The organism is Pseudomonas sp. LB3P14 (genome assembly GCF_054898045.1).
Map to the genome: position 1 here is coordinate 61361 of NZ_CM142714.1, position 25930 is coordinate 87290.

Genomic DNA, 25930 nt, shown 5'->3' on the forward strand with positions numbered 1-25930 from the left:
GGGCATGAGTGATAAAGCAATCTTGAGCTGCCGCAACCTGGGCAAATCCTACGAGGAAGGCCCGGAATCGGTAGAAGTTCTGGCGGGTCTGCAACTGGAACTGCATCCGGGTGAGCGCGTGGCGATTATCGGCACCTCGGGTTCGGGCAAAAGTACCTTGCTCAACCTGCTGGGCGGCCTCGATACGCCGACCAAGGGCAGCGTCTGGCTCGATGGCGAAGAGCTCTCGGCACTGAGCGAGAAGAACCGTGGGCTGCTGCGTAACCGTTTCCTCGGGTTCGTGTACCAGTTCCATCACTTGCTGCCTGAGTTCACCGCACTGGAAAACGTCTGCATGCCACTGCTGATCGGCAAGACCGCGATCCCGCAAGCGCGTCAGCGTGCGACAGCATTGCTGGAGCGGGTAGGGCTGGGGCATCGTCTGGAACACAAGCCTTCGGAACTGTCCGGTGGTGAACGCCAGCGTGTGGCCATCGCCCGCGCCCTGGTGAACAAGCCAGGCCTGGTGATGCTCGACGAGCCGACCGGCAACCTCGACTCCCACACCGCCCAGGGCATTCAGGATTTGATGCTGGAACTCAGCACCTCGATGCGCACGGCGTTCCTGGTGGTGACTCACGACATGAACCTGGCTCGCCAGATGGATCGCGTCCTGCATTTGCAGGAAGGTTGCCTGACACCCATCTGATTGGCCGAAACCCGGCGTAACTGAAAAGTGCGTCGGGTCTTTTATTTTTATACGGTGCCCCAGCGAATGTTCAGACCGTTATCGATCTTTATCGGCACGCGCTATACCCGCGCCAAGCGCCGCAATCGCTTTGTTTCCTTCATCTCGATGACCTCGATGATCGGTCTCGCCCTGGGCGTGCTGGCGATGATCGTGGTGCTGTCGGTGATGAACGGCTTCCAGCGCGAAATGAGCTCGCGCATCCTCGGCATGGTGCCTCACGCGACTATCGTCGGCGTCAATCCGATCGATGATTGGCAGCCCGTCGCCGCTGCGGCCATGAAGAATCCTGAAGTGACGGCCGCCGTGCCGTTCACCGAGATGGAAGGCATGCTGTCCTACAAGGGGATGATGCAGCCGATCCAGGTCAGCGGCGTTGATCCGGCGCAGGAAGGCAAAGTTTCGATCGTCGCCCAGCACATTGTTCAGGGCCGTCTCGATGCCTTGAAACCGGGTGAGTTCGGCGTGGTGATCGGCGAGATCACGGCGCGCCGCTTCCGCTTGAACGTCGGCGACAAGATCACCCTGATCGTGCCGGAAGTCAGTAACGCACCCGGCGGCATCACCCCGCGCATGCAGCGGTTGAACGTGGTCGGCGTGTTCAAGGTCGGCGCCGAGCTGGACGGTTCCATGGCGCTGATCCACGTGGCCGATGCCGCGCAGATGCAGCACTGGGCGCCGAATCAGGTGCAGAGCGTGCGCCTGGCGGTGAAGGATTTGTACGCGGCGCCGAAGGTTTCCAGCGATATTGCTGGCGGGCTGGGCACCGCTTACAAGGCTGACGACTGGACCCACACTCAGGGCAGTCTGTTCAGCGCGATGAAGATGGAAAAAACCATGATCGGCCTGTTGTTGCTGATGATCGTCGCGGTGGCGGCGTTCAACATCATCGCTACCCTGATCATGGTGGTGAACGACAAGGGCGCGGACATCGCGATCTTGCGCACCATTGGTGCCACGCCGGGACAAATCATGGCGATCTTCATGGTTCAGGGCACGGTGATCGGGATTGTCGGCACCTTGATCGGTGGCGTGCTCGGCGTGATTGCGGCGCTGAATGTCAGTGAACTGGTGGGCTGGATGGAGCGGGTCAGTGGGCAGCACATTTTCAGTTCTGACGTGTACTTCGTCAGTAACTTGCCGTCTGAATTGCAGGGCGGGGATGTGTTGTTGATCTGCTCGGCGGGTTTCATTCTGAGCTTCCTCGCCACGGTTTACCCGGCATGGCGTGCGGCGAAGATCGAGCCGGCTCACGCGTTGCGGTATTCGTAAGCCTTCCGATCGTCATCGCGGGCAAGCCCGCTCCCACAGGGTTTCGAGTCGTTCACAATATTGTGATTCAACTCGGTCACTGTGGGAGCGGGCTTGCCCGCGATGAGGCCGGCCCTGCTGGCCTCAATCTCCCTTTGGTAACTCGATTTCAAACCTGGTCCACCCATCATCCGATTCGCAACGAATCTGCCCGCCATGGGCACGGATGATTGACTGGGTGATCGCCAACCCCAATCCCGCATGTTCACTACTGCCTTCCTGGCGCGCCGGGTCAGCCCGGTAGAAACGATCGAACAAGCGCGGCAGCAACGCCCCGTCAATTCCGTCTCCACTGTTCTCAACAGTCAGCCTCAACCCTTTGGCTTGCTCGACTATCCGCACCCGAACCTCGCCCTGGGCAGGCGTAAACCGCAACGCATTGTCCAGCAAATTGGACAGCGCCCGACGCAACATGCTGCGATCGCCCTCTATGCGCGCACTGCCTTCACGACTCAACCTGACCTGAGCGTCCTCCGCCAGCGGCGCAAAAAACTCCAGCAATAGATCCGCTTCTTCCGCCAGCTCCAGCGGTTCGCGCTTGGGCATCAACAGCCCGTGGTCAGCCTTGGCCAGGTACAACATGTCGTTGACCAGTTGCGCCATCCATTGCAGTTCTTCGAGGTTGCTGTGCAGTGCTTCGCGATAATCCTCGATGGGACGTGGGCGGGTGAGGGTGACCTGGGTGTGGGTCAGCAGGTTCGACAACGGCGTGCGCAATTCATGGGCGATGTCGGCGGAGAAGGCCGAGAGCCGTTGAAAAGAGTCGTCAAGGCGTCCGAGCATGGCGTTGAAGTTGTGGGCCATTTCCGCGAGCTCTGGCGGCATGTTTTCTTCGGGTAGGCGTGCATTGAGCGATTGCGCGGAAACGCCCCTGGCGACCGCACTCATGCGCCGCAATGGCCGCAACCCACTGCGCGCCGCCCAGGCACCGAGCAGGGCGGTGGCCAGTGCTGACAAACCGACTGTCAGCCAGATCAGGTGCTGCATGCGTTGCAGAAAGTGCTGGTGATGGGTGATGTCCAGCAGCAAGGTCAACTGCGGCGAGTCGGGTTTGTCGAGATACAACGGAGCGTTGAGGACGCGGTAGTCAGTACCGTCGTTGCTAACCGTGGACAAACCCGGTTGGGCCGGCAATGCCTGGGGCAGGCGCGTCGAACTGTCATACCAACGCTTGCCGTCGCTGCCGGTGATCCGCAGCGACAGATCAGCCTGTCGGCTCAATTCATCGGCCAGTTTGACTTCGCTTTCACTCGACTGAATGTCATGAAGTGCCCGGCGCAAACCAATCAACTTGCCGTCCAGCAACTGCTGATCGAGTTCAACGAAATGCGCTTCACTGGCCCGGCTGAACAACACCCCGGCGAACAATGAAACGACGGCGGTGCACGCCGCAAACAGCAGCGCCAGACGGCTGCTTAACGAAAGTCGACGCATCAGGCGGGGCGCTCTTCAAGGACGTAACCCATGCCACGCACGGTGTGGATCAATTTGTTGGGGAATTCGTCGTCGATCTTCAGGCGCAAACGGCGGATCGCCACTTCGATGACATTGGTGTCACTGTCGAAATTCATGTCCCAGACCTGGGAAGCGATCAGCGACTTGGGCAGGACTTCGCCTTGCCTGCGCAGGAGCATTTCCAGCAGGGCGAATTCCTTGGCCGTCAGGTCGATGCGCTGACCGCTGCGTTCGACCCGGCGGCGGATCAGGTCCAGACGCAAGTCCGCCAGTTGCAGGCTGGTTTCCTGAGGTGTGGCGCTACCGCGGCGTAACAGGCTGCGGACCCGGGCCAGCAGTTCGGAGAAGGCGAATGGTTTGACCAGGTAATCGTCGGCGCCCAGTTCGAGGCCGTGAACCCTGTCCTCCACTGCGTCTCGCGCTGTAAGAAACAATACCGGCGTGTCGAGCCCGGCACCGCGCACCGCTTGCAGAATCTGCCAGCCATCGCGACCGGGCAGCATCACATCGAGGATCAACAGGGCGTAATCGCCGGTCAGCGCCAGTTGCTGGCCGGTGCTGCCGTCCGCGACCAGTTCAGTGTTGAAACCGGCCTCGGTCAGGCCCTGGCGCAGGTAGTGGCCAGTTTTCGGTTGGTCTTCGACGATCAGCAGTTTCATGGGCGACTCGGGGTGAATGGAACGAACGCTTTATACCGTGGGCGGCGTTAATACAGGCCAACCTGACAAAGTTGTAATCTGGCTGTCAGGTTGCGGGCAGTCGCAGCAGTTTAGAGTTTTCCACAGGCTGAACCTTACCTTGTTGGAGTACGACTATGTTTTTGCGCAAATCACTGGTGCGGGCCGCGTGTTTGCTGGCGCTGAGCTCGCCGGCGTGGGCTTCCCCGGCGCATACCTACGATTTCGGTCAACCGGCCCCGGCGGCCAAGGCGACTCGCAGCGTTGAAGTTGTCATGGGCGACATGTCGTTCACTCCCAAGGCGATTGATATCAAGGCCGGTGAGACGGTTCGTTTTGTGCTGGTGAATAAAGGCCAGTTGTTGCACGAACTCAACCTCGGTGACGCGGCGATGCATGCCAGGCATCAGCAGGAAATGATGAAGATGCAGCAGAGCGGCATGCTCACGCCTACAGGCATTGCGGATATGGACCACGGTTCAATGGCCGGTATGGATCACGCTATGAAGCACGACGACCCTAACAGCGTGCTCGTAGAACCGGGCAAAACCGCCGAGCTGACCTGGACCTTCACCAAGGCCACCAACCTGGAGTTTGCCTGCAACATCCCCGGTCATTACCAGGCCGGGATGGTCGGCAAGTTGACTGTCAGTCAGTAAGCACTCTAAGGCAGGAGCAAAGACTGGTAGAATCCGCTGATTCTTCAGTCAGGTTTCCGCCATGCATCCCGCAGCCGAACACTCGCCGCTGGGCAAATCCAGCGAATACATCGCCACCTACACGCCGTCCTTGCTGTTCCCGATCCCGCGCACCGCGAAATGGGCCGAACTGGGCCTGACGGCTGAAACCCTGCCCTACAAAGGCGTGGATTTCTGGAACTGCTTCGAACTGTCGTGGCTATTGCCGTCGGGCAAGCCAGTGGTGGCCATTGGCGAATTCAGCATCCCGGCGGATTCACCGAATATCATCGAGTCGAAGTCGTTCAAGCTGTATCTCAACTCCCTGAACCAGACACCGTTCGCCGACACCGCAAGCCTTGAATCGACGTTGGCGAAAGACCTGTCGGCCGCTGCCGGTAAACCGGTCGGCGTGCGGGTTCGCAGACTCAAGGACGTCGAGGCCGAAGGCGTCGTGGCGTTGCCGGGTGTGTGCATTGATGATCTGGACATCAGCGTCAGCAACTATGAGCATCCGCGTCCGGAACTGCTGCGTTGCGATGAATCGCGCATCGTGGAGGAGAGCGTGCACAGTCATTTGCTCAAATCCAACTGCCCGGTCACCAGTCAGCCGGACTGGGGCAGCGTGGCGGTGGAATACCGTGGCGCGGCGCTGGATCACGCGAGTTTGCTGGAATACATCGTGAGCTTCCGTCAGCACTCCGACTTCCACGAACAGTGCGTGGAGCGGATCTTCCTCGACCTGCAACGGTTGCTGAAACCGGAGAAGTTGACGGTGTATGCGCGGTATGTGCGGCGCGGTGGGTTGGACATCAACCCGTATCGTAGTACTGAAGACGTGCAGTTGCCGAACCACCGTCTGGTCCGCCAATAAAGATCTCATGTGGGATTGCACATCCCGGATATGAAAAAGCCCCGCTATCACTAGCGGGGCTTTTGCGTATTCGGCGGGTTCAGATCCCCATGTTGGCCAGCGCTTGCACGATGTTGCGCAAGGTGCCGGCAAGGGTCGGGTGTTCTATTTCGAAGCGCTCGACGGCCAGGTTCACATTGTCGGAGAGGCTGGAGTCCTGGGTTTTGGTTTCGAGCTCAAGCTCCAGTTCGATCTGTTGCATCAGCGCGTGCAGGTCTTCGCGCTCGGCTTCGGTCAGCGGTGGATTCTGTTCCAATTGCTCGCGCAGAGTATTGAGCTGTTGTTGCAGTTCGCGGGCAGGCATGGCGTTCTTCCTTTTATCGATAGGCACTGGCATAGACCGCAGCGGCACGCCAAAGGTCTATGGCTTGACCTTTAGATTAATCCACTCGCGCGCAACCTGCATGCGTTCATAGGTGTGAGGCGGCGATCAGGGCTTTTCGCCCTTGAGCCGGCGCAGGCTGATGTCGGCCAGGCAGGTGTCGAGTTCACCGAGGTGATCGATCACCGAATGCACACCCAGACCGAACAACTGCACCGTTGCCTTGCCGCGTTTGAGTTCCCGTTCCTGCTGGGTCAGCGCCTGCCAGTCGTTGGGCGCCAGGCCGCAGAGTGAGCCGCAGGACGCCAGCCCAATCGTCCACAATCCGGCATTGAGCCCCGCTTGCAGCAATCGCGGTTCGCCGCTGACCAGCACGCAACCCTCCAGTCGTTCGACATTCAACGTCATCAAGGCTTGCCAGCAGGCGTGCGGTGCCGGCCATGGATTGTTTGTTTCGGGGTGTTGCGATGGTTTGATCCATGAAGGCAATGCGGCGGCCAGGGAATGGCTGAGGGCAGGGGGGAGCTCATCGAGCCAGGCACAGGGAATCTGCTGATGCTGCAAGCTGCGCAGGCTATCCAGCGCACCGGGCGTGGCCTCGGCGTGCACGGCACAGTGGCTGCCTTGCGTGCGCGTGCGGGCGCCGAAGTCCACCAGGCAACCACTGAGGCCGAACAGTACGGCGGTCAGGCTGGGCGCAATGTGGGGCAATGTTTCGGCGTGCGGCATATCAACGTCCCTGAAATAGCTTCAAGGCTAGGGAGTAACGGTGACAGTTGAGTGACACTGATGTGAATCGCTCACAATCATCGCGAATGATCCGTAGGCTGCCTTGCACGGTGCTGCCTAAAGCGGCTTTTCCGTCTTATACTAGCCCGCTTAACGCTTGGGCCAAGCGCCCGCGCCAGTACAATCCAAGGAGTTTTTCTATGCGCTGGAGCAATCATCTAGCTCAGTTTTGTGTGTCTGCCAGCCTATTGCTGGTTCCGTTCGTTGCCCAGGCAGCCTCGGAAGACGACCCTTGGGAAAGCATCAACCGCCCGATCTACACGTTCAACGACGTAGTCGATACCTATGCACTGAAGCCTTTGGCCCAAGGCTATCAGTTCGTGACGCCGCAGTTTCTTGAAGACGGCATTCACAACATGTTCCGCAACGTCGGTGATGTCACCAACCTTGCCAACAACATCTTGCAGGCCAAACCGGCCGCCGCTGGCGTCGATACCGCACGCTTGATCTTCAACACCACGTTCGGCCTGCTGGGCTTCATCGACGTGGGCACCAAAATGGGCCTGCAACGCAGTGACGAAGACTTTGGCCAGACACTTGGCTACTGGGGTGTGGGTAGCGGCCCGTACGTGATGTTGCCATTGTTGGGGCCAAGCACGCTGCGTGACGCGCCGTCCAAGTATGTCGACGGCTACACGGGCCCGTACCCGTACATCCACGACGTGCCCGTGCGTAACTCGATCTTCGGTCTGAACATTGTCGATACCCGTGCCAGCCTGCTGTCGGCCGAGAAGCTGATCACTGGCGACAAGTACACCTTCATCCGCAATGCGTACTTGCAGAACCGCGAATTCAAAGTCAAAGACGGCCAGGTTGAAGACGATTTTTGATCTCGACCGGTAAAACCGAAGAAGGCGGCCAGTTGGCCGCCTTCTTTCGTTGGGCCTCCGGGACAGGTTTGACGCATGGGATCGAACCTTCCATTACGTTACGGTTTTGCCGGTTCTTATAACTCCTGGTGATTTGAAATGGAAAGACGTCAAGCGACCATCGGCGTGAGCTTGAAACGCCCCGCGGATGGGAGTACCGTCTGCGCCTTAGAAGGGCACCTCTGGTGTACCTGTGTGTAGGGCAAACGCTCGAAAACAGTGCAGTAGAGAGGCTAGAAAGCGAATCCAGTAGTGTGAGCCGGGACAAAGCCCCTGCCTGCTACGCCAACCTAATTCTGGCGCCGTTTGCCCACATGCCAAAAACCAGTGCCACGCTGCTGATAATCGATGATGACGAAGTAGTGCGCGCGAGCCTCGCGGCCTACTTGGAAGACAGTGGTTTCAGTGTCCTGCAGGCCAGCAATGGCCAGCAGGGACTTCAGGTATTCGAGCAAGACAAGCCCGACTTGGTCATCTGCGATCTGCGCATGCCGCAGATGGGCGGGCTCGAACTCATTCGCCAGGTCACCGAGCTGTCGCCACAAACCCCGGTGATCGTGGTTTCGGGTGCCGGCGTGATGAACGACGCGGTCGAGGCCCTGCGCCTGGGCGCGGCGGACTACCTGATCAAGCCTCTCGAAGATCTTGCCGTGCTCGAGCACTCTGTGCGCCGGGCCCTGGATCGTGCGCGCCTGCTGCTGGAAAACCAGCGCTACCGCGAGAAGCTGGAAAAGGCCAACCGCGAGCTCGCCGCCAGCCTGAACCTGCTCCAGGAAGACCAGAACGCCGGTCGCCAGGTGCAGATGAACATGCTGCCGGTCAGTCCCTGGACCATCGACGAGTTCCAGTTTGCTCACCAGATCATCCCGTCGCTGTACCTGTCGGGTGATTTCGTTGACTACTTTCGGGTCGACGAGCGTCGGGTAGCCTTCTACCTGGCGGACGTTTCCGGTCATGGCGCCTCTTCAGCCTTCGTTACCGTGCTGCTGAAGTTCATGACCACGCGCTTGCTGTTCGAATCCAAGCGCAGCGGCACATTGCCGGAATTCAAGCCTTCAGAGGTCCTTGGTCATATCAACCGAGGCCTGATCAGTTGTAAGCTGGGTAAACACGTCACAATGGTCGGTGGAGTCATCGACGAGGAGACAGGTTTGTTGACCTATAGCATCGGCGGTCATTTGCCGTTGCCTGTGTTGTACACGCCAGACAGTGTTTGTTATCTGGAAGGGCGTGGCCTGCCGGTGGGCCTCTTTAATGAAGCCACCTACGAAGACCACGTACTGGAGCTGCCGCCGATATTCAGCCTGACGCTGATGTCTGACGGCATTCTGGACCTTTTGCCAGAACCTACACTCAAAGAAAAAGAAGCGGCTTTGCCCCAGCGGGTCAAGGCAGCGGGCGGCAGCCTGGATGGTCTGCGGCAGGTTTTTGGATTGGCCACGCTAGGGGAGATGCCGGATGATATCGCCCTGTTGGTGTTGAGCAGGAATCTTTAATGAGTACCGGTAGAATCCAGTTCGCCGAGCAGGATGGCACCTTCGTCCTGAAGTTCGTCGGTGAAGTTCGCCTGACCCTGTGTTCGGCGTTGGATGCGACTATTGAGCGGATCTTCACGGCGTTGAACTTCAATGCGATCGTGATCGACCTGACCGAAACCCGCAGCATCGACAGCACCACGTTGGGCCTGCTGGCCAAACTGTCGATCCTGTCGCGGCAAAAGGTCGGCTTGCTGCCGACCGTCGTCACCACCCACGAAGACATCACCCGTCTGCTGCAGTCCATGGGCTTCGAGCAAGTGTTCAACATCGTTGACCGCCCGATCCCGTGCCCTGAGTGCCTGACCGACCTGCCAGACCAGGATCAGTCCGAAGAAGTGGTGCGGATCAAAGTGCTCGAAGCACACAAGATCCTCATGGGCCTCAACGACTCCAATCGTGAAGCATTCCATGATCTGGTGAACGCCCTCGAGCGTCACTGATTCCATAAGCGACCGCACACAAAAAAGGGCAAACCTGTGAGGGTTTGCCCTTTTTGCGTTTGCTCTTATTGGATCAGAGCTTGGCTTGCAACAATGCTTCGAGTTTTTCCTGGTCGCGAGCAAACTGACGAATACCCTCAGCCAATTTCTCGGTCGCCATCGCATCTTCGTTGGACAACCAACGGAACTGCGCTTCATTCAGGCTCAAACGCGCTTCACCGGCATGACCCGGCGCCAATTTGCGTTCCAGCTTGCCAGTGTCCGCCGCCAGCTTCTCGAGCAGATCCGGGCTGATGGTCAGGCGGTCACAGCCCGCCAGCTGCTCGATCTGATTCAGGTTACGGAAGCTCGCGCCCATGACCACAGTCTTGTAGTCATTGGCCTTGTAGTAGTTGTAGATGCGCGTCACCGACTGCACGCCCGGATCATCCGCGCCGGTGTAGTCGTTGCCGTTGGCCTTCTTGTACCAGTCGTAGATACGACCTACGAACGGCGAAATCAGGAACACACCTGCATCAGCACAAGCCGCAGCCTGAGCGAACGAGAACAGCAACGTCAGGTTGGTCTGGATGCCTTCCTTTTCCAGCGTCTCGGCGGCACGGATGCCTTCCCAGGTGGAAGCGATCTTGATCAGCACGCGGTCACGGCCAATGCCGGCCTTGTCGTACAGGTCGATCAGACGGTGCGCACGCTTCAATACGGCGTCAGTGTCGAACGACAGGCGCGCATCCACTTCCGTGGAAATACGGCCAGGGACCACTTTCAGAATTTCTTGCCCTACCGCAACACCAAAACGGTCACTGGCCAGGCCCACATCGCCCTTGCAGTCGTGAACGCAGGCGTTCAGCAATTCGGCATAACCGGGAATGGCCGCCGCTTTGAGCAGCAGGGAAGGGTTGGTGGTAGCGTCCACGGGTTTAACGCGAGCGATAGCTTCGAAGTCGCCGGTGTCGGCAACCACGGTGGTCATTTGTTTGAGTTGTTCCAGCTTGGAAGTCATGGGCGTGCTCTGTCCTATGGGTCTAATGACATTACCCGAGCGCTGTCAGCCACTCAAGGGTGCGTGTACGTATCGAGGGCCCTAGCGGCAACAACCGAAAAACGGCTGTTTGAAAGGCGGGGCGCGGTGTCGGTAAATACGATGCTGAAATGGGGCGCAGGTTCAACCGGTCTGACGGCTAACGCGGCTTAATGCCGATGGCGGTTGATCTGAACGTGCCAAGTCAAGTCAGGCGACGCATGCCTGCCGTCTTGGCAGCCTTGCTGTCGAAGGTGACGATGTACTCGCAGCCTGCCGCGTTGGCGCTGCGCTCAATCAAGCAATCTGCGAAGTCGGCGTTGGCCTGTGAGTAACTACGCAGCGCCTGCCAAACAGTTTCGGGGTTTTCCACCGTCAATTCACGAGTCCGCAAAAGCGTTTCGAGGACTGTAATGATCTCGCTTTTTGCGCTCTCGTAGCAGGATTGAAGTACCCAGACCAACTCGACTATTGAAACCGTCGTGATGAAGCCAGGTGAGGCTATCGTCAGCGACTCAATCAGTTCGGAGGCTTTAGCTGACTGCTTTGGATCATCCTGAGCGACATACCTGACCAGTACGTTGGTATCCAGACCTATCATATGGCTTTGGATCCTTGTACTGCGATGGCCTGGTTCATGTCCTCGATGCTTACAGCTTTAGCGGGCTTGCGTATGAGCCCTTTGAGGTCGCGAGCCGAATGAGTCGCGGCCATAATGGCGAATTTACCATCGCCTATGGCTACAAATTCAATGCGATCCCCCGTGTCTAGGCCAAGAGAAGCCCGGACCTGTGCCGGAATGGTGATTTGTCCTTTCGAGGTCAGTGTGGCGGTTGCCATGGTGGATACTCCGTAAAATCCTAATGTCCTTACTTTGAGGTAAGGAATAATTAAAAACAATGCTCAAAAGAACGAGAAACGATGGGCGGTGAAGAATTGAACAATTGCAGGTCTCGCACATATCTCAAACGTCAGATGCGTTGATGACCGTCAATTATTTTGCGATCAACGCCTGTGTTACGACATTTCATCTTTGTGACTGGATATGGAGCCGACGGTCGAATGTTCAGCGCATCACGTGGGACAGGGTACGGATAGGCCTTCTCAAACACGTTTCCAATTTTTACACAGGGCTACAGGGTAGATCCCTATAGGACCGTGACATGGTTACTGGCTGCTGATGAACGCAGCCACAGCTAAATCATTTAGCTCTACCTCAGGCGTTTCCTGCCTGAACCGCCTCAACGCCGAAGTGAAATACACCGCTTCAACCATGCCATCGCTGGCGAGATAGAGCTGCGCCGCTTCGATTTCCTGTGTGGAGTAGACACGCTTGCTCAGACCTGACATCTCCCGGGTAGTCGTGAAGGGCGACAACACAGTGACGGCGATGCCAAGCCCGGTGAATTGGGTGATCTGCCATGGGCTCTCTTCTCCCGCTCCACATACGAAATCGCAGTGGGCATAGGCCGAAGCTGAAGTTGCGGAGAGAAGGGCAAAGAGGGTGCAGCGCTTGAAAAGAATAGATTTGAACACGGGCATATCAAAAAGGACGTCCTGTCAGTACATCATTGTTATTCCATAAGCAGGCAACATCCATGAATTACCTGCTGACCTGCTGGCGCAGGCCAGGCTTCAAAGCGGCGCAATCATTACACGTTGCGAATGGTTCGGTTAGATAGCCAGCGCGACCAATCAACGCCCCTCCAACAACTCCGCCGCCTGGTCCAGCAACACCAAAGGCTCTTTAGCCTTGTGAATATCCACCGACAACAACTGCCGAAACCTACGAGCTCCCGGAAACCCGGTGCCCAGCCCCAGCACATGCCGAGTGATGTGGTGCATCGAGCCGCCCGCATCGATGTGTGCAGCTATATAAGGCCGCAACTGCGCCAGCGCCTCGGCCCGGCTGATCACCGGTGCCGTGCTGCCGAACAGTTGCTGATCCACCTCAGCCATCACATAAGGATTGTGATACGCCTCACGTCCCAACATCACGCCGTCGAACGTCTGCAAATGCTCGTGACAGGCTTCCAGCGTCTTGATCCCGCCGTTGAGAATAATCTCCAGCTCCGGAAAATCCGTCTTCAACCGCGCCGCCACGTCATAGCGCAGGGGCGGAATGTCGCGATTCTCCTTCGGCGACAACCCTTCCAGAATCGCAATCCGCGCATGCACCGTAAAACTCGTGCACCCGGCATCCCGAACCGTGCCGACGAAATCACACAACTCCTCGTAACTGTCCCGCCCATTAATCCCGATCCGATGCTTCACCGTCACCGGAATCGACACCGCATCGCGCATCGCCTTCACACAATCAGCCACCAACTGCGGATGCCCCATCAGGCACGCACCGATCATATTGTTCTGCACCCGATCACTCGGGCAGCCGACATTCAGATTCACCTCGTCGTAACCGTGCTCCTGAGCCATGCGTGCACACATCGCCAGATCCAGCGGCACACTGCCGCCGAGCTGCAAGGCGAGCGGGTGTTCGGCTTCGTTGTGACGCAGGAAGCGGTCGTGATCGCCGTTGAGCAGCGCGCCGGTGGTGACCATTTCGGTGTAGAGGAGCGCGTGCTTGGAGAGTAGGCGCAGGAAGAAACGGCAGTGACGATCGGTCCAATCCATCATCGGGGCGACGGAGAAGCGGCGGGAGAGCGGGGCGGGGGTGGCGGTGATTGGGGGCATTGGCGGTTCTGAGATGGGTGGGGCTGGGAGGTGGGGAGTTTATCAGGATTGGGGTTGCAGGTTCAGACGAGCTTTTCTGCGATTGTTCAGTACATCTGAGCAAAAGCATGAGAGAAATCGACTGGATCGCTACAAGTAAATAAATCGGTGGATGTGTTTTTCGTAACCAGCACTGAGAGCTACTTTGTACTAGGAAGCTTGCCAGTGGTCACAACCGTATTGAACACTTTCTGCCCATCACACGCTGCTTCTCGAACATACAGGAACGTCAGTTCTCTATGGATGACCTTTCTGCGGGGCTTGTCGGTTTTTTTAGTGGTGGCCATCGGAGCCTCCGAAGGATGTGACCAGCTGATGTGATCGATGGTATCCGGGCAAACCGCAAAAGGCGGTATACGGAGCTTCTTTTCGCTGCCAGCTTCCATGAATCCGAAGGGGCGTCCGAGGAGGGCGCCCCGTTGTGACGTCAGGACGTTTGCGCATCCATACGTCGCGCAACGACATCCAGCACATCACATCCATCGCGCAAGGGTATGCAGCAAAGCATTGCGAAGTCGCTGAGAATCACCGAATCCGTGGTGATATCACCGCGCATCGCGAGGTTTTCCAGGATCTGCGTTACTGCACCAATTCGGTAGCGCGCGGTGCTAAGCAGTGAGTGCAGCGGTTGGGTGGTGTTTATATACAGCGAGGGAAGGTCGTCGGCGTTGCTGGTTAAAGCCATAAATTCTTTCATGTGAAGCTCCATTAATTTGAGAAAACTACAACTCAATCGTCGCCAAACGAATGGGTGGTAGCCGTACGCAGGTTGGCGAACCGGGCAATGGAGAAACCGGCAGACCCTAAGGTCTCCCGCGCACAGCCACCATAAAACAGGCAGCTAAGTACGTTCCGAAACGCTTCGAAAATAGTCGAAGGATTCAGTTCAATTGCCATCGAGTCGCCAAACCCGACACGCCATTTTGGCGTTGGGTGGATTATAGGCCTCGTGACAAAAGCGCAGCAATGGACAAGTGTACGGACAATTCCCAGAGTCGTGTAGGACGTTGCTCTTTTGACAGTTTGTCTGGGGAACCCCCTTTTTTGTATCGAGAAACCGCAGTACCTGAACCAACGCTGTCGCCGAGCAAAGTTTCATAATTCCTGGTGGGCATACGGCATAGGATGACTCCCTAAGGTCACCGCGCTTCCAACCCACAGGGAACTGAAAAATGATCTCAAACCTCGTCAAAGTCGCTCTGATCGGTGGTGCATTGCTGTTGAGCGCCTGTTCGGGTGCAGGCACCCATAGCGAATATTCGGAAGCCACGCTGCCGTCTGCCGGTTTTGGCCCGGGCCCCACCAACAACCCCAGTAAGTTGAGTTTCCATGGCAGTGCGCTCGGTAGCAGCTTCGGCGAGTACAGTTCGGGGTTGTTGCACGACGATTAACGGCGGAAGTGTTTCCGCCGTTTTGCGTTTTGCCTGATGTGCCGTGTGCTTTGGGTTGGCGACTGCTGCGCAGTCGGACGCAGGCTTCGCCAGCTGCTACAGGGGTTGTGTAGGGCGGTTATTTGGGCTCGGGTGTCGCTATCCACTGACCCAGAACTTTCTGGTAATTGCCCGTCACCTTGGCCAGGTGTAGCCACTGATCGACGTACAACTTCCAGGTAATGTCATCACGCGGTAGCAAGTAAGCCTTCTCGCCATACTGCATGAATTGTGTCGGGTTCACCGCGCACAAGCCGGGTTTGAGTTTCTGCTGATAGAGCGCTTCCGAAGCGTCGGTGATCATCACGTCAGCCTTCTTGTCCAGCAGCTCCTGAAAGATGGTCACGTTGTCGTGAAGGCGCAATTGCGCCTTGGGTAGAAGGGTGTGAACAAAGGCCTCGTTGGTGCCGCCGGCTGGTTCGACCAAACGAACCGAAGGCTGGTTGATTTGCTCGACGGTCTGGTACAGCGCCTGATCTTCGCAGCGCACCAGTGGGATTTTTCCGTCGACGTCCAGCGTGGTGCTGAAGAAGGCCTTTTTCTGACGCTCCAGCGTGACCGAGATGCCGCCGACACCGATGTCGCATTTCCCCGCCAGCATGTCGGGCATCAGGGTTTTCCAAGTGGTCTGCACCCACTCGACCTTAACGCCCAGGCTGTCGGCCAGTGAGCGGGCCATGGCGATGTCGATGCCCGAGTATTCGCCGTCCTCGGCTTTGACGGTATAGGGTTTGTAGTCGCCCGTCGTACACACGCGCAGTTGGCCTTGTTGGATGACGCTGTCCAAGTGCGATTGCTCGGCTTGAGCGGCAAACGATAGTGCGAGCAGGCCACCGAGCATCATTGTGCTTTTTAGGTTGTTCATTGTTATCCGGCTTCCATGATGGAGTGGGGGCTGAGAGTACTTACTTTCTGCTGCACCGCTCAACATCATCCTGGGTTTTCAAATCGGTCTCGATTCCCAACCGGTATTTGCAGTAGTCGATAATCCACGCGCGCTGCTCTTCCGTCAGGCGTTCCACTTTTCGAGTGTCGCCGTCATTGGCGTGGATGTTGTAGAACTTGATTTGCAGGGTAGGGTGTTTCTTGATGAAGGGGATTGTTTCGACGTCGGCGTCTTCAAGGGCGTTGTAGTAACCGAGATTCAGCACGCCCAACAAGATCAGCGCGGTAACAGCGATCAGTTTTTTCATCCTTGAGACTCCGCGGGGGAATAGATTGGGGCAATGGATAACACCAGAAACTTATAAATACTCCCGAATTTCCTTCCAGACGTATCCGTAGCTGTAACGCAGCCAAGCGATTTTCACTTTCGCGAAGGTGCGACGAACCCTACTCGACGCTCGTGCGCTCAACGTGTTTTCGATTTCACTCAGTAGCCAGTCATCCTTGAAGCCCGTCCAGATGGGTGGAACGGCCACTTCCAGGTTCCAGAAACAGACCGGTGCGACTTCTGTGTAAAGGATGTCCTCCACGGCTTTTAAGTCGTACGGCCGAATTTGCTCGGCGATGTAGGCGTAGTCGACCGGGTTGTCTACAAACGCCTCAGCCAGTGCTATCCGGATGCTTGCTTTCTGTTCCGGGGTCAGAGCGGCAGTGATGGACATGCCTGTTCCTTCAGGGTGGTCGTTTGGGTGGTTTTACCACAGAGCGACCGATTACAGCGCCTGGCTAGCCATAACGATCGACCAGCTATTGCCCCGCCATCTCCATTTCCGGACTCAACGTCCCCAACCAGGCCACCAACCCCACAATCAACACCGCCGCTGTTAACTCAACCACCACGCTGCGCCGCAACGTATTCGCTGCCACCCGATACTGACCCTCACGCAACGACCGCTGCAAAAATGGCCCCAGGTGAAATCGGTTCAACGCGGCGAGCACCAGCATCCCGGCAAACAGCGCAATTTTGATGGACAGCAAAATCCCGTAGGTACTGAGCAACACGTCGTCGAGCCTTGGGCCCACGATGAACAGGTAATTCACGATGCCCGTGACCGTGATGACGACCACGATCACTGCGCCCACCCATTCAAATCGGCTGACAGCCCGAGCCAGCAATCTGATGCGTTCCTCGGTTTGCAGATCGTTGATCTTTGCCATCAAGGCAAGCGCGACCAGCGCACCGAACCAGGCCCCCGCCGCCAACAGATGCAAGATGTCAGTGATGAAATGCCAATAACGACGGCTGCCTTCATCCATCGCCCCATGACCGCTCCAGGCCAGGCTGGCCAAGGCGATAGCGCCGGTAAAAGACGCGATCAGCAGGCTGAATCCGGGCGCACGTTGATTGAGCATCACCGCCAGATTGGCGATAACCAGCGCGACGATGCGCACGACCCAGGCCAACCCGACATCCGTCTCAAACACCATCATCTCGATATGCGGACGCAGCTCGGCAAAGTCCGACTCACCGCTCATGGCACTCGCCATCATCACCATGCTGGCAGCAGAAAGCAGCACACCCAGCAACGCCGACCCCGTCAACACCGACCGAAACGGCAACACCGCGCCTGATATCCGTTCCTGTCCTTTAAGGCTATAGAGCCCAAACAACGCCAGCCCAAACAACAGCATCAAATCCACATACAACCCAAAGCGCAGTGCAATGCTGACTGAGTCGCTCATCAATCACTTCACTTTGAACGTGACGTTGCCGGTGATCGGGTGGGTGTCCGACGACACGGCGCGCCATTCGACTTTGTAGCGGCCGGCGGGCAATGGCGAGAGCGGCGTGATGACCATGGTTTTCGGGTCGTTGCCACCGGAGACTTTGGCTTTCATGGGCATGGGGGAGTGCGCCATGCCAGGCATTTCCGTCATGACCAATTTTGCACCGGAGAACTGGGTCATGAGGTTTTCCGAGAAGTGCAGTTCGATGGTGCCGGGTGCCGCGCCATCTGCACCTTCCGCCGGAGTGGAGGAAAGCAGTTTCGGGTGCGCTTGAGCGAGCGCGCTCATGAGCAGCCCAATGGCAACAGCGGTAGTTTTAATCATGCGCATGCAAGGCCTCTTACCGCTCGGAGCGGTTGTTTTTTGATTATTGAGTTAATGCGTTTAGAACCACAGCCGAACCCCAAGTACGAGGCGTGCTTCGCTGCGGTCCTCACCTTCATCGTTGGCGTAGTCGGCGGTTTTGCCGTAGGTCCGATTCCAGGTCACGCCGATGTAAGGCGCGATTTCCCGGCGGATTTCATAGCGCAGCCGCAGGCCGGCTTCAGTGTTGGATAACCCGGAACCGATACCCCGCTGCGGATCGTTTTTGCCGTAGACGTTGAGCTCGGCGGTCGGCTGCAGGATCAGCCGGTTGGTCAGCAGGATGTCGTAGTCGCCTTCCAGTCGTGCAGCGGTTTGGCCGCCTTCGCCGATGAAGGCGGTGGCTTCGGTTTCGAAGTTGTACAGCGCCATGCCTTGCACGCCGAACGCAGCCCATGTTTGTGGGGGACCGGGTTTAAAGTCTTGGCGAACGCCGCTCACTACGTCCCACCACGGGGAGATCGCGTGGCCCCATAGGGCCTGGATTTCGGCGTCTTCGGTTTTACCGTTGGTGCGTTCGCCTTCGGAGCGCAGCCACAGGCGATCGATGTCGCCGCCGATCCAGCCGGACATGTCCCAGGCCAACGCGCTGCCATCATCGGCGTCCTGCCATTCGAGTTTGTCGGCGAGCAAGTAATGGTTGAGCGCGGTGTCATGCACCTGGTGGCCGGACGGACTGGCATACACGGCGGCGCGGTCGGCATCGGTCAGCGCCGGGATGGGCGTGCGGCTTTCGGTCGGCGCGGCGGGCTGCATCTGGCCGTCGTCCATGCTTTGCATTTGGCTATGGTCCATGCCCTGCATCTGGCTGTGATCCATGTTCTGCATGTCGTCGGTGGCCGCCATGGCCGAAGAGAGTGTCAGGCTCGCGGTCACGAGTGCCAAAGAGAGGGGAGTGAGTCTGGTCATGGGTAGCGCCTCATTCTTCCACCCGAACTTCACGGAACATGCCCATTTCCATGTGGTACAGGAGATGGCAGTGATAGGCCCAACGGCCGAGCGCATCGGCGGTCACCCGATAGCTGCGTCGGGAACCGGGTGGCATGTCGATGGTGTGTTTGCGCACCATGAACTCGCCGTTCTCGTCTTCGAGGTCGCTCCACATGCCGTGCAGATGGATCGGGTGAGTCATCATCGTGTCGTTGACCAGCACCACCCGAACCCGCTCGCCATATTTGAGGCGCACGGGTTCCGCATCGGAGAACTTCACACCGTTAAACGACCAGACGAATTTCTCCATGTGGCCGGTGAGGTGCAGTTCAATGGTGCGGCTGGGCTCGCGGCCGTCCGGGTCTTCGAAGGTGCTGCGCAGGTCGGAATAGGTCAGGACGCGGCGGCCGTTGTTGCGCAGGCCCAGGCCGGGATCGTCGAGTTTGGGGGCGGTGGTCATGGCTTGCATGTCCACCAGCGGGTTGTCTTTTTCCGTCTCGGGATGGGACTGCATGCCGGGCATGGCCATCGCGCTGTGATCCATGCCCGCCATGCTGCCGTGATCCATCCCGCCCATGCCCATGTCATCCATGGTCACCAGCGGTCGAGGGTCCAGCGGCGGTACCGGCGCGGATAAACCAGCCTTCGCTGCAAGTGTGCCGCGTGCAAAGCCAGTCCGATCCATCGACTGGGCGAACAAGGTGTAAGCCGCTTCGGTCGGTTCGACAATCACATCGAAGGTCTCCGCCACCGCAATGCGAAACTCATCGACACTCACCGGTTTGACGTGCAGCCCATCCGCAGCGACCACCGTCATTTTCAGCCCGGGAATGCGCACGTCGAAGTAGGTCATGGCGGAGCCATTGATGAAGCGCAGGCGCAACTTCTCGCCCGGCCGGAACACGCCCGTCCAGTTCGAGTTCGGCGCCTGGCCGTTCATCAAGTAGGTGTAAGTCGCGCCGCTGACGTCGGCCAGGTCGGTGGGGTTCATCTTCATTTCGGCCCACATCTTTCGATCGGCGACCGTGGAACCCCAACCTTTCTCACTGACGTCGTGGATGAAATCACCCACGGTGGGCTTGTTGTAGTTGTAGTAATCGGACTGTTTTTTCAGCGTCTTCATCAGGCCGACCGGATCTTCATCGGTCCAGTCGGTCAGCATCACCACATAGTCGCGGTCGTACTGGAACGGCTCCGGCTCCTTGGCATCAATCACCAACGGCCCGTAAACGCCGGACTGCTCCTGAAAACCCGAATGGCTGTGGTACCAGTAAGTGCCGTTCTGCCGGACCTTGAACTGGTAGACGTACAGGCCATCCGGCTCGATGCCGTGAAAGCTCAGCCCCGGCACGCCGTCCATGTTGGCCGGCAGCAAGATGCCGTGCCAGTGAATGGAGGTGTCAGCGTTGAGTCTGTTCTTCACCCGCAGCGTCACCGTGTCACCTTCGCGCCAGCGCAGCAGGGGCCCGGGAATACCGCCGTTGATGGTCATTGCGGTGCGCGGGTTGCCGGTGATGTTGACCGGGGTTTCGCCGATGAGCAGGTCGAAATCGGTGCCCGCCAGCACCTGAGGTTCGCCGGGACTGGTGACCGCCCAGACAGGCGTGCGCCATAACCCGAGGCCACCGAGGAGCCCGCCCGCGGCCAGCCCCTTCACGAAGGTGCGTCTTGATGTGTTGGAATGCATGCCGTTTTCCCGGTCCGTCAGCGTGGAGAGGAGAGCTTGACGACGAGGCTAACGGGCGATGCCTTTCAGCAGGCTGAGGCGCAGATTACAATTTTGACAGGTTCAAACCGTGTCTATTGGCGTGAATTGCGCGTTGAAGCCGCGGCCACAGTGCCGCCCCCGCAATTGATATACGAAGAAGACTTCAACCAACGCTGATCCGGGTAATACGAAAACAGCAATTGCCCATCCTTCATCGAATCAATCAGCCGATGAGCAATCGCCGGCCGCACGGCTGGGCAGCCCAAGCTTCTGCCAATCCGTCCATTCGCACGGGCGAGCACCGGGCTGACATAAGGTGCACCATGAATAACGATTGCCCGGTCAAACGCGTTGTCATTGAAACCCGGTTCCAGGCCTTCCATGCGCAACGAATAGCCATTCTGTCCGACATAGCTCTGTTGAGTGCGGTACAAGCCGATACTGGTGGCAAAGCTTTCATTCTGGTTGGAGAAGTTGACCGCCATGTTCTCGCCACTGTTGCGTCCGTGGGCGACCAGTTCATGAAACAGCAACTTGCGCTTCTTTAAATCGAACACCCACAATCGTTGTTCGGTCGAAGGCAGGGAATAGTCGATGACGGCGAGTCGTTGGACAGGTGCTTTGCCTTGAGCAATGCTGCACTGGGATGCGCGTACGGCCAGTCCAATCACCTTGGCGTTAGCATTGGGGGCCGCTTTGATGAGGGCGGCCGCGAGCGAATCGGCGTAGGCTGACGGTACTGACGTTATCGTCAGCAGCAGTGCCGTGAGTAGGAGGCCGAAGCGTTCTGGCGCCATATAGATGTCTCATCAATAGTTTCGAGTCTAGCAGTGTGTGGAACGCTAGCCGTTGAATCCGGGAGATTAAGGATTATCCATGGGGCAGTTAACAAGGTTATTCGTCATAAGCCGCGTTTTTTTTATGGGCTTTCTGATCAGCGGTGTTGCGATCGCCGAAACTTCGCCGATTGAGTCGACAATTGCGCCGAGCACCGTTATGGAAGCCGCAGCGGACGATAACGTCGCTCAGGCGATTCAGGCCACGCTTGCTCCACTGAAAACCGCGTTTCCACCGTTGCTCACTTCACCGCGCCATCGGCGGGTGGATGTCAGCCGCCTGGTCATGGATTTTTATACGCATCGCGCCTATCGCGCGGCCTGGTCGAATGACAGCGACGTCGGCCAGTTAATAAAAAGCCTGAATGACACCCAGGCCGACGGTTTGAACCCGGCGGATTTCCATATTGATGAACTGGTCAGGTCTCAGTCATCGATGCAGACCTCGTCGCCCACGCCCGAGCAACGGGCAGCCTTTGATATGGCGACGACTCATACCTTCATCACTGCATTGCTGCAATTGCGGCGGGGCAAGGTCGATCCTTCGCGGCTCGACATCCACTGGAATTTCGACCCGTCCGGCGTCGATCCCCGCGACGACGTCAATAACTTCTTCGCTGCACTCGACAACCATGATGTCGCCCGTGCCTTTGCTCAAGCGCCGCCGCAGGAATCGGTTTACGTCGGCTTGCGTCAAGCCTTGGCGCAACTGCGCAAGGTTCGGGACATGGGCGGCTGGCCGAAGGTTGCTGAAGGCCATTCCCTCAAGCCTGGCATGGACGAACCCGCTGTCGCGCAGTTGCGGGCGAGGTTGGCCGCAGGCCGTTTTCTGGACCCGCGAATGACGCGCGGGACGAACTACGACGCCGCCGTCACCGCCGCGGTGAAAAAGTATCAAATCGAGCAATATCTTGGGACGGATGGTATGGCGGGCGCAGCGACGCTGGCGGCGCTGAATGTGTCCGTTGATGCGCGCATCGATCAGGTGCGGGTGAACATGGAGCGGGCGCGTTGGCTGCTTTACAAACTTCAGGGCACGTTCGTCATCGTGGATATCGCCGGGTACAAGGTTGCGATGTATCGCGACGGTCACCCGATCTGGCGTTCTCGGGTGCAGGTCGGTAAACCAGTGCGCAATACACCGATATTCCAGGCCGAGATTTCTTACATCACGTTCAATCCAACCTGGACCGTGCCGCCGACGATCCTCAAACAGGATGTGTTGCCAAAAATTCAGAACGATCCAGGTTACCTGGCCGCTAACCAGATTCGCGTGCTTGATAGAGAAGGCAATATGCTCGATCCGTCGACCGTTGACTGGAGCAATCCGCGCGGCCTCACCCTGCGTCAGGACGCCGGACCTGACAGCTCGCTCGGTCAGGTGGTGATCCGGTTTCCCAACGAGTATGCGATTTACCTCCACGACACACCGCATCGCGAGTTGTTTGCCAAAACTGTCCGCGCCACCAGTTCGGGCTGCATTCGGGTAGAGAACCCGCTGCAACTCGTGGAGCTGTTGTTCAATGACCCGGTCCGCTGGAATAGCGAAGGCATTCAAAAGCAACTGGCTAACGGCAAGACCGAGAACATCCGGCTTCCGGTGAAAGTGCCGGTGTTGCTGGCGTACTGGACGGTGGATTTGGGCAGTGATGGTCGGGTGGCGTTCAAGCCTGATGTGTATGGATACGATGCGCCGGTGTTGCGCGCATTGAATCGGCCTTCGCAAATGCCTGTGCTGGATTTACACACATCGGCGGGTTCGGTGGTGGCGGCGGGGCTGAGTCAGCAGTAGGGGATCAGGCTTGATTAAATAAGTCTGTCCGGGGGGAATTGATATCTGTGGGTAAGGGCCTGTCATCGATGCACCAACGATGCAAGCGCTCTGCGTCAGCCTTTGCGCTCCGTCGCAGATTCCGGCGTTGGTGAAGCCAAAAGGTTGGCTCACCCGTTGAAAACTATCACAATGCAAAATAGTCACCGATCATCGATGTGAAGGGATAGGGAAATTGAAGATGGATGTTGCGCAAAAAAACTCGTCACTCACCACAGGTATGCTTCAGGCGCATGACCTCGATGAGTGCCGCAACATTCAAAAAGGAGCTGTATTTATCATTGCCTCGGGGGCGTCCGCTAAAGATTTTCCGCTGGAAAAGTTTGCCGACATTCCGATGATCACGATGAACGGCGCCATCTCTATGTTCACCGAGTCGGGTATCAAGCCGTTCTTTTATGCCTGTACGGATCAAGGCTTTTCCCGGCAGCAGCCGGAACTGTTTTCACAGGCCATGCGTATTAGTCAGCGGGTTGCACTGTGGGAAGAGCATATCTGGCATACGACGGTAGAGCCTGAGGGCGAGCTGTATTTACTCGGCCGAGCACCCAAGCTCTCCTGGGCGGACCTGGTTTTCAGGGCTGATAAAGAACTCGTCAGAAGTCGCAAACTCGGAACTGGCCGCAATAGAACCCTCGGTTTCAGCAAGAACCTTAAGCGCGGTTTTTTTGATGCCCGCACCGTGGCCTATCTGGCTTTGCAGATTGCGTATCACGTGGGGTTTACCAAGGTGTTTTTGGTAGGCGTCGACTTGAATCAGTCTGTGAGCCGTTTTTACGAAGGGGGCGACACGTTCGCCTCGCCATGCCTGCTCGATCAGCATTTTTATACGAGAATCCTGCCGTCGTTCGAGATCTTGTCGAAGTACGTCGTGGATAAAGATTTTCAGGTCTACAACCTGTCCAGTTCTTCAAGGATTCCTGGTGAGCTCATTCCCCGGGTGACGTTGGATGAGATCGACAAGCTGATCTAAAAGTTGTTCGTGCTTTATTGAAATGGGCGCCTTGGAGGCGCCCATTCTTTGTGATCATGCCTGGCCCAGCTCCTCGCACAAAAACTCCACCAACGCTCGTTGCAACCCGGTCAGCGCACCCTCGCGGCTGATCAACGCCAACTCTGTCGGCGGCAATTCGGGCAAGTCGGTGCATACACTGTGCTCAGGCAATACCGCCGAAGCGGGCAGCACCGACACGCCCAAACCTGAAGTCACCGCCGCCTGAATGCCCGTCAGGCTATGACTGCCGAACGCAACCCGCCAGGGCCGCTGAGCCACATCCAGCAGGCGGATGGCCCGTTGACGGTAAATGCAGCCCTGCGGGAACAGCGCCAATGGCAAAACCCCGCTGGCTGAATCCACGCCTGCTCCTTTGACCCACACCAACACTTCCGGCCAGGCTGCCCAGCACGGCCCGCTGTCCGGTTCACGCTTGACCAATGCAATGTCGAGGGCGCCAGTGCTCAGTTTCTGCTTGAGATCGGTGCTCATGCCGCTGATGGTTTCCAGACGCGCTTGCGGTCTGGCGCGGTTGAAGCCGGCGAGAATGACCGCCATGCGCCTGGCATCGAAATCCTCCGGTACACCGATGCGCAGGATCTCCAGATCGAGGTCACTGGCCAGCGCTTCAACCGCTTCAGAGGACAGCGCCAGCAAGCGCCGGGCATAGTGAATCAGCAGTTCGCCATGCTCGGTGACGCTGATGTTCTGCCCGGTTCGATCACGAAGCAGCAGCGAATGCCCGACCAGTTCTTCGAGTTTGCGAACCTGTTGGCTCACGGTGGATTGGGTCCGATGCACACGCTCGGCGGCGCGGGTGAAACTGCCTTCGTCGACCACGCAGACGAAGGTCTTGAGCAACTCGAGGTCGAGCATGGCGGTTTCCTTGATATTCGATATGCCACTGACAAGTCGATATTAATTTAATTTCACACTATCTCAAATGACTCGTAATCTGAAAATCATCTTTCAGAGGAGACGAACATGACACTCAAAAACACCCCGCGCCCCGAGTGGCTGACCTTCGATTGCTACGGCACGCTGATTCAGTGGGATGAAGGCTTGAAGGCCGTGGTTGCCGAGATATTGCGCGACAAAGTTGACCACGCCGTTGATGTCGATCGACTGATCGAGGTGTACGACCGGCATGAACACCGCCTGGAGCAGGTCCCGCCGCATCGCTCGTTTCGCCAATTGAGCACGCAGGGCTTGCACTTCGCCCTGGAAGAGTTGGGGCTGGCGAGTGCGCCCGAAGACAGTCAGCGGCTGGCCGGGGCGATCCCGCGGATGCCACCGTTCCCCGAAGTGGTCGAGACGCTCGCGCGGCTCAAGGCGATGGGGTTCAAGCTGTGCATCGTGTCCAACACCGACGACGACATCATCGCCGGCAATGTTGCGCAACTCGGTGGGCATATCGACCGGGTCATCACCGCCCAGCAGGCCGGTGCTTACAAGCCGAATCCGCGGTTGTTTGACTACGCTCATGAACAGCTCGGCGTCAGTCGTGATCAGGTGGTGCACATCTGCGCGAGCCCAATGCTGGACCACACCGCCGCCCGCGACATGCACTTTCGCTGCGTCTGGATTGACCGCGGCACGGGTCGGCAATTGCTGCCGGACTATCAACCCGATGCGATAGTAAGCACGCTGGATCAGGTCGTGCCCTTGTTCACATCCCTTGGCTGGTAAAACACGGAGT

Annotated in this window: 30 protein-coding genes; 11 read left to right on the plus strand and 19 right to left on the minus strand. The window is 57.8% G+C overall.

All coding sequences use genetic code 11. The annotated features are described in order from the left end of the window. Nucleotides 1-4: 4 nt before the first annotated feature. Nucleotides 5-688, plus strand: coding sequence for a lipoprotein-releasing ABC transporter ATP-binding protein LolD (gene lolD / locus ACYZT5_RS00255; protein WP_462049283.1), 684 nt, complete (start codon nt 5-7; stop codon nt 686-688). Nucleotides 689-754: 66 nt separating this feature from the next. Continuing rightward, the gene (locus ACYZT5_RS00260; protein WP_462049284.1) at nt 755-1999 is read left to right on the plus strand and encodes a lipoprotein-releasing ABC transporter permease subunit; all 1245 of its coding nucleotides are present in this window, start codon (nt 755-757) and stop codon (nt 1997-1999) included. A 123-nt stretch (nt 2000-2122) separates the two neighbouring features. Here ACYZT5_RS00260 and ACYZT5_RS00265 read toward each other — a convergent pair whose 3' ends face one another. Both ACYZT5_RS00265 and ACYZT5_RS00270 read right to left on the minus strand, forming a co-directional pair. Next, nucleotides 2123-3472, minus strand: coding sequence for a heavy metal sensor histidine kinase (locus ACYZT5_RS00265; protein ID WP_462049285.1), 1350 nt, complete (start codon nt 3470-3472; stop codon nt 2123-2125). Further along, the gene (locus tag ACYZT5_RS00270; RefSeq protein ID WP_338922410.1) at nt 3472-4152 is read right to left on the minus strand and encodes a heavy metal response regulator transcription factor; all 681 of its coding nucleotides are present in this window, start codon (nt 4150-4152) and stop codon (nt 3472-3474) included. The genes ACYZT5_RS00265 and ACYZT5_RS00270 overlap by 1 nt, the downstream gene beginning before the upstream one ends. 155 nt (nt 4153-4307) lie before the next feature. Between ACYZT5_RS00270 and copI the strand changes: the two genes are divergently transcribed. Both copI and queF read left to right on the plus strand, forming a co-directional pair. Continuing rightward, entirely contained in the window at nt 4308-4829 is a 522-nt protein-coding gene (copI, locus tag ACYZT5_RS00275) for a copper-resistant cuproprotein CopI (protein ID WP_462049286.1), read from the plus strand. A gap of 61 nt (nt 4830-4890) precedes the next feature. Then, entirely contained in the window at nt 4891-5721 is an 831-nt protein-coding gene (gene queF, locus ACYZT5_RS00280) for an NADPH-dependent 7-cyano-7-deazaguanine reductase QueF (RefSeq protein ID WP_462049287.1), read from the plus strand. Nucleotides 5722-5800: 79 nt separating this feature from the next. Here queF and ACYZT5_RS00285 read toward each other — a convergent pair whose 3' ends face one another. Then, entirely contained in the window at nt 5801-6064 is a 264-nt protein-coding gene (locus ACYZT5_RS00285; RefSeq protein ID WP_462049288.1) for a DUF4404 family protein, read from the minus strand. 126 nt (nt 6065-6190) lie between these two features. Beyond that, the gene (locus ACYZT5_RS00290; RefSeq protein ID WP_462049289.1) at nt 6191-6811 is read right to left on the minus strand and encodes an HAD family phosphatase; all 621 of its coding nucleotides are present in this window, start codon (nt 6809-6811) and stop codon (nt 6191-6193) included. Nucleotides 6812-7011: 200 nt separating this feature from the next. Here ACYZT5_RS00290 and ACYZT5_RS00295 point away from each other — a divergent pair, with 200 nt between their 5' ends. The 3 genes from ACYZT5_RS00295 to rssC all read left to right on the plus strand — a co-directional run bounded on the left by ACYZT5_RS00295 (nt 7012) and on the right by rssC (nt 9718). Next, a complete protein-coding gene (locus ACYZT5_RS00295) occupies nt 7012-7701 on the plus strand; it encodes an MlaA family lipoprotein (protein ID WP_462049290.1) in 690 nt (229 codons plus the stop codon). 353 nt (nt 7702-8054) lie between these two features. Further along, nucleotides 8055-9236, plus strand: coding sequence for a two-component system response regulator RssB (gene rssB / locus ACYZT5_RS00300; RefSeq protein ID WP_462049291.1), 1182 nt, complete (start codon nt 8055-8057; stop codon nt 9234-9236). Further along, nucleotides 9236-9718 (plus strand): anti-sigma factor antagonist RssC, encoded by a 483-nt coding sequence (rssC, locus tag ACYZT5_RS00305; RefSeq protein ID WP_007935262.1) that lies wholly within the window; start codon nt 9236-9238, stop codon nt 9716-9718. The genes rssB and rssC overlap by 1 nt, the downstream gene beginning before the upstream one ends. Before the next feature lie 73 nt (nt 9719-9791). Here the strand turns inward: rssC and tal are convergent, their stop codons facing one another. From tal to ACYZT5_RS00335, 6 genes are all read right to left on the minus strand, one after another. Beyond that, nucleotides 9792-10718 (minus strand): transaldolase, encoded by a 927-nt coding sequence (gene tal / locus ACYZT5_RS00310; protein ID WP_462049292.1) that lies wholly within the window; start codon nt 10716-10718, stop codon nt 9792-9794. A gap of 223 nt (nt 10719-10941) precedes the next feature. Further along, the gene (locus tag ACYZT5_RS00315; RefSeq protein ID WP_462049293.1) at nt 10942-11337 is read right to left on the minus strand and encodes a PIN domain-containing protein; all 396 of its coding nucleotides are present in this window, start codon (nt 11335-11337) and stop codon (nt 10942-10944) included. Beyond that, nucleotides 11334-11576: an AbrB/MazE/SpoVT family DNA-binding domain-containing protein gene (locus ACYZT5_RS00320; protein ID WP_140679683.1), complete on the minus strand. Its 243-nt coding sequence runs from the start codon at nt 11574-11576 to the stop codon at nt 11334-11336. The genes ACYZT5_RS00315 and ACYZT5_RS00320 overlap by 4 nt, the downstream gene beginning before the upstream one ends. Before the next feature lie 327 nt (nt 11577-11903). Next, nucleotides 11904-12278 (minus strand): DUF2388 domain-containing protein, encoded by a 375-nt coding sequence (locus ACYZT5_RS00325; protein ID WP_462049294.1) that lies wholly within the window; start codon nt 12276-12278, stop codon nt 11904-11906. Nucleotides 12279-12431: 153 nt separating this feature from the next. Continuing rightward, a complete protein-coding gene (dusA, locus tag ACYZT5_RS00330; protein ID WP_462049295.1) occupies nt 12432-13427 on the minus strand; it encodes a tRNA dihydrouridine(20/20a) synthase DusA in 996 nt (331 codons plus the stop codon). Between the two features lie 466 nt (nt 13428-13893). Further along, entirely contained in the window at nt 13894-14163 is a 270-nt protein-coding gene (locus tag ACYZT5_RS00335) for a short-chain dehydrogenase (RefSeq protein ID WP_462049296.1), read from the minus strand. A 475-nt stretch (nt 14164-14638) separates the two neighbouring features. Here ACYZT5_RS00335 and ACYZT5_RS00340 point away from each other — a divergent pair, with 475 nt between their 5' ends. After that, a complete protein-coding gene (locus ACYZT5_RS00340; protein ID WP_462049297.1) occupies nt 14639-14857 on the plus strand; it encodes a hypothetical protein in 219 nt (72 codons plus the stop codon). A 118-nt stretch (nt 14858-14975) separates the two neighbouring features. Here the strand turns inward: ACYZT5_RS00340 and ACYZT5_RS00345 are convergent, their stop codons facing one another. The 8 genes from ACYZT5_RS00345 to ACYZT5_RS00380 form a co-directional block, all read right to left on the minus strand. Further along, nucleotides 14976-15761, minus strand: a complete 786-nt coding sequence (locus ACYZT5_RS00345; RefSeq protein ID WP_462049298.1) for a transporter substrate-binding domain-containing protein — start codon at nt 15759-15761, stop codon at nt 14976-14978. A 40-nt stretch (nt 15762-15801) separates the two neighbouring features. Further along, nucleotides 15802-16089: a hypothetical protein gene (locus ACYZT5_RS00350; RefSeq protein ID WP_462049299.1), complete on the minus strand. Its 288-nt coding sequence runs from the start codon at nt 16087-16089 to the stop codon at nt 15802-15804. A 51-nt stretch (nt 16090-16140) separates the two neighbouring features. Beyond that, entirely contained in the window at nt 16141-16503 is a 363-nt protein-coding gene (locus ACYZT5_RS00355) for a DUF7079 family protein (RefSeq protein ID WP_462049300.1), read from the minus strand. 85 nt (nt 16504-16588) lie between these two features. Next, nucleotides 16589-17524 (minus strand): copper homeostasis membrane protein CopD, encoded by a 936-nt coding sequence (gene copD / locus ACYZT5_RS00360; RefSeq protein ID WP_462049301.1) that lies wholly within the window; start codon nt 17522-17524, stop codon nt 16589-16591. A gap of 3 nt (nt 17525-17527) precedes the next feature. Next, nucleotides 17528-17899: a copper homeostasis periplasmic binding protein CopC gene (gene copC, locus ACYZT5_RS00365; RefSeq protein ID WP_462049302.1), complete on the minus strand. Its 372-nt coding sequence runs from the start codon at nt 17897-17899 to the stop codon at nt 17528-17530. A 54-nt stretch (nt 17900-17953) separates the two neighbouring features. Then, complete coding sequence (locus tag ACYZT5_RS00370) at nt 17954-18841, minus strand: copper resistance protein B (protein ID WP_462049303.1); 888 nt, start codon at nt 18839-18841, stop codon at nt 17954-17956. A gap of 10 nt (nt 18842-18851) precedes the next feature. After that, nucleotides 18852-20549, minus strand: coding sequence for a copper resistance system multicopper oxidase (locus ACYZT5_RS00375; RefSeq protein WP_462049304.1), 1698 nt, complete (start codon nt 20547-20549; stop codon nt 18852-18854). A 113-nt stretch (nt 20550-20662) separates the two neighbouring features. Next, a complete protein-coding gene (locus ACYZT5_RS00380; protein ID WP_462049305.1) occupies nt 20663-21367 on the minus strand; it encodes a murein L,D-transpeptidase catalytic domain family protein in 705 nt (234 codons plus the stop codon). Nucleotides 21368-21446: 79 nt separating this feature from the next. Here ACYZT5_RS00380 and ACYZT5_RS00385 point away from each other — a divergent pair, with 79 nt between their 5' ends. Continuing rightward, nucleotides 21447-23198 (plus strand): L,D-transpeptidase family protein, encoded by a 1752-nt coding sequence (locus ACYZT5_RS00385; protein WP_462049306.1) that lies wholly within the window; start codon nt 21447-21449, stop codon nt 23196-23198. Nucleotides 23199-23418: 220 nt separating this feature from the next. Next, entirely contained in the window at nt 23419-24210 is a 792-nt protein-coding gene (locus ACYZT5_RS00390) for a lipopolysaccharide biosynthesis protein (RefSeq protein WP_462049307.1), read from the plus strand. Between the two features lie 54 nt (nt 24211-24264). On the opposite strand, the gene ACYZT5_RS00395 is transcribed toward ACYZT5_RS00390, so the two are convergent. Beyond that, on the minus strand, nt 24265-25107 hold the full coding sequence (locus tag ACYZT5_RS00395; RefSeq protein ID WP_462049308.1) for a LysR substrate-binding domain-containing protein: 843 nt from the start codon (nt 25105-25107) through the stop codon (nt 24265-24267). A 108-nt stretch (nt 25108-25215) separates the two neighbouring features. Between ACYZT5_RS00395 and ACYZT5_RS00400 the strand changes: the two genes are divergently transcribed. Then, a complete protein-coding gene (locus ACYZT5_RS00400) occupies nt 25216-25920 on the plus strand; it encodes a haloacid dehalogenase type II (RefSeq protein WP_462049309.1) in 705 nt (234 codons plus the stop codon). Nucleotides 25921-25930: the final 10 nt, after the last annotated feature.

Excerpts from the sequence above, each read along its gene's own strand:
- ACYZT5_RS00380 (WP_462049305.1), bottom strand. The coding sequence starts at position 21,367 with ATGGCGCCAGAACGCTTCGGCCTCCTACTCACGGCACTGCTGCTGACG.
- rssC (WP_007935262.1), top strand. The coding sequence starts at position 9,236 with ATGAGTACCGGTAGAATCCAGTTCGCCGAGCAGGATGGCACCTTCGTC.
- ACYZT5_RS00315 (WP_462049293.1), bottom strand. The coding sequence starts at position 11,337 with ATGATAGGTCTGGATACCAACGTACTGGTCAGGTATGTCGCTCAGGAT.
- ACYZT5_RS00385 (WP_462049306.1), top strand. The coding sequence starts at position 21,447 with ATGGGGCAGTTAACAAGGTTATTCGTCATAAGCCGCGTTTTTTTTATG.
- ACYZT5_RS00270 (WP_338922410.1), bottom strand. The coding sequence starts at position 4,152 with ATGAAACTGCTGATCGTCGAAGACCAACCGAAAACTGGCCACTACCTG.
- ACYZT5_RS00265 (WP_462049285.1), bottom strand. The coding sequence starts at position 3,472 with ATGCGTCGACTTTCGTTAAGCAGCCGTCTGGCGCTGCTGTTTGCGGCG.
- ACYZT5_RS00375 (WP_462049304.1), bottom strand. The coding sequence starts at position 20,549 with ATGCATTCCAACACATCAAGACGCACCTTCGTGAAGGGGCTGGCCGCG.
- ACYZT5_RS00400 (WP_462049309.1), top strand. The coding sequence starts at position 25,216 with ATGACACTCAAAAACACCCCGCGCCCCGAGTGGCTGACCTTCGATTGC.
- ACYZT5_RS00295 (WP_462049290.1), top strand. The coding sequence starts at position 7,012 with ATGCGCTGGAGCAATCATCTAGCTCAGTTTTGTGTGTCTGCCAGCCTA.
- copC (WP_462049302.1), bottom strand. The coding sequence starts at position 17,899 with ATGCGCATGATTAAAACTACCGCTGTTGCCATTGGGCTGCTCATGAGC.
- ACYZT5_RS00260 (WP_462049284.1), top strand. The coding sequence starts at position 755 with ATGTTCAGACCGTTATCGATCTTTATCGGCACGCGCTATACCCGCGCC.
- lolD (WP_462049283.1), top strand. The coding sequence starts at position 5 with ATGAGTGATAAAGCAATCTTGAGCTGCCGCAACCTGGGCAAATCCTAC.
- ACYZT5_RS00285 (WP_462049288.1), bottom strand. The coding sequence starts at position 6,064 with ATGCCTGCCCGCGAACTGCAACAACAGCTCAATACTCTGCGCGAGCAA.
- ACYZT5_RS00390 (WP_462049307.1), top strand. The coding sequence starts at position 23,419 with ATGGATGTTGCGCAAAAAAACTCGTCACTCACCACAGGTATGCTTCAG.
- rssB (WP_462049291.1), top strand. The coding sequence starts at position 8,055 with ATGCCAAAAACCAGTGCCACGCTGCTGATAATCGATGATGACGAAGTA.
- queF (WP_462049287.1), top strand. The coding sequence starts at position 4,891 with ATGCATCCCGCAGCCGAACACTCGCCGCTGGGCAAATCCAGCGAATAC.
- copI (WP_462049286.1), top strand. The coding sequence starts at position 4,308 with ATGTTTTTGCGCAAATCACTGGTGCGGGCCGCGTGTTTGCTGGCGCTG.
- ACYZT5_RS00320 (WP_140679683.1), bottom strand. The coding sequence starts at position 11,576 with ATGGCAACCGCCACACTGACCTCGAAAGGACAAATCACCATTCCGGCA.
- ACYZT5_RS00290 (WP_462049289.1), bottom strand. The coding sequence starts at position 6,811 with ATGCCGCACGCCGAAACATTGCCCCACATTGCGCCCAGCCTGACCGCC.
- tal (WP_462049292.1), bottom strand. The coding sequence starts at position 10,718 with ATGACTTCCAAGCTGGAACAACTCAAACAAATGACCACCGTGGTTGCC.
- ACYZT5_RS00355 (WP_462049300.1), bottom strand. The coding sequence starts at position 16,503 with ATGTCCATCACTGCCGCTCTGACCCCGGAACAGAAAGCAAGCATCCGG.
- ACYZT5_RS00350 (WP_462049299.1), bottom strand. The coding sequence starts at position 16,089 with ATGAAAAAACTGATCGCTGTTACCGCGCTGATCTTGTTGGGCGTGCTG.
- ACYZT5_RS00395 (WP_462049308.1), bottom strand. The coding sequence starts at position 25,107 with ATGCTCGACCTCGAGTTGCTCAAGACCTTCGTCTGCGTGGTCGACGAA.
- copD (WP_462049301.1), bottom strand. The coding sequence starts at position 17,524 with ATGAGCGACTCAGTCAGCATTGCACTGCGCTTTGGGTTGTATGTGGAT.
- ACYZT5_RS00340 (WP_462049297.1), top strand. The coding sequence starts at position 14,639 with ATGATCTCAAACCTCGTCAAAGTCGCTCTGATCGGTGGTGCATTGCTG.
- ACYZT5_RS00370 (WP_462049303.1), bottom strand. The coding sequence starts at position 18,841 with ATGACCAGACTCACTCCCCTCTCTTTGGCACTCGTGACCGCGAGCCTG.
- dusA (WP_462049295.1), bottom strand. The coding sequence starts at position 13,427 with ATGCCCCCAATCACCGCCACCCCCGCCCCGCTCTCCCGCCGCTTCTCC.
- ACYZT5_RS00335 (WP_462049296.1), bottom strand. The coding sequence starts at position 14,163 with ATGAAAGAATTTATGGCTTTAACCAGCAACGCCGACGACCTTCCCTCG.
- ACYZT5_RS00345 (WP_462049298.1), bottom strand. The coding sequence starts at position 15,761 with ATGAACAACCTAAAAAGCACAATGATGCTCGGTGGCCTGCTCGCACTA.
- ACYZT5_RS00325 (WP_462049294.1), bottom strand. The coding sequence starts at position 12,278 with ATGCCCGTGTTCAAATCTATTCTTTTCAAGCGCTGCACCCTCTTTGCC.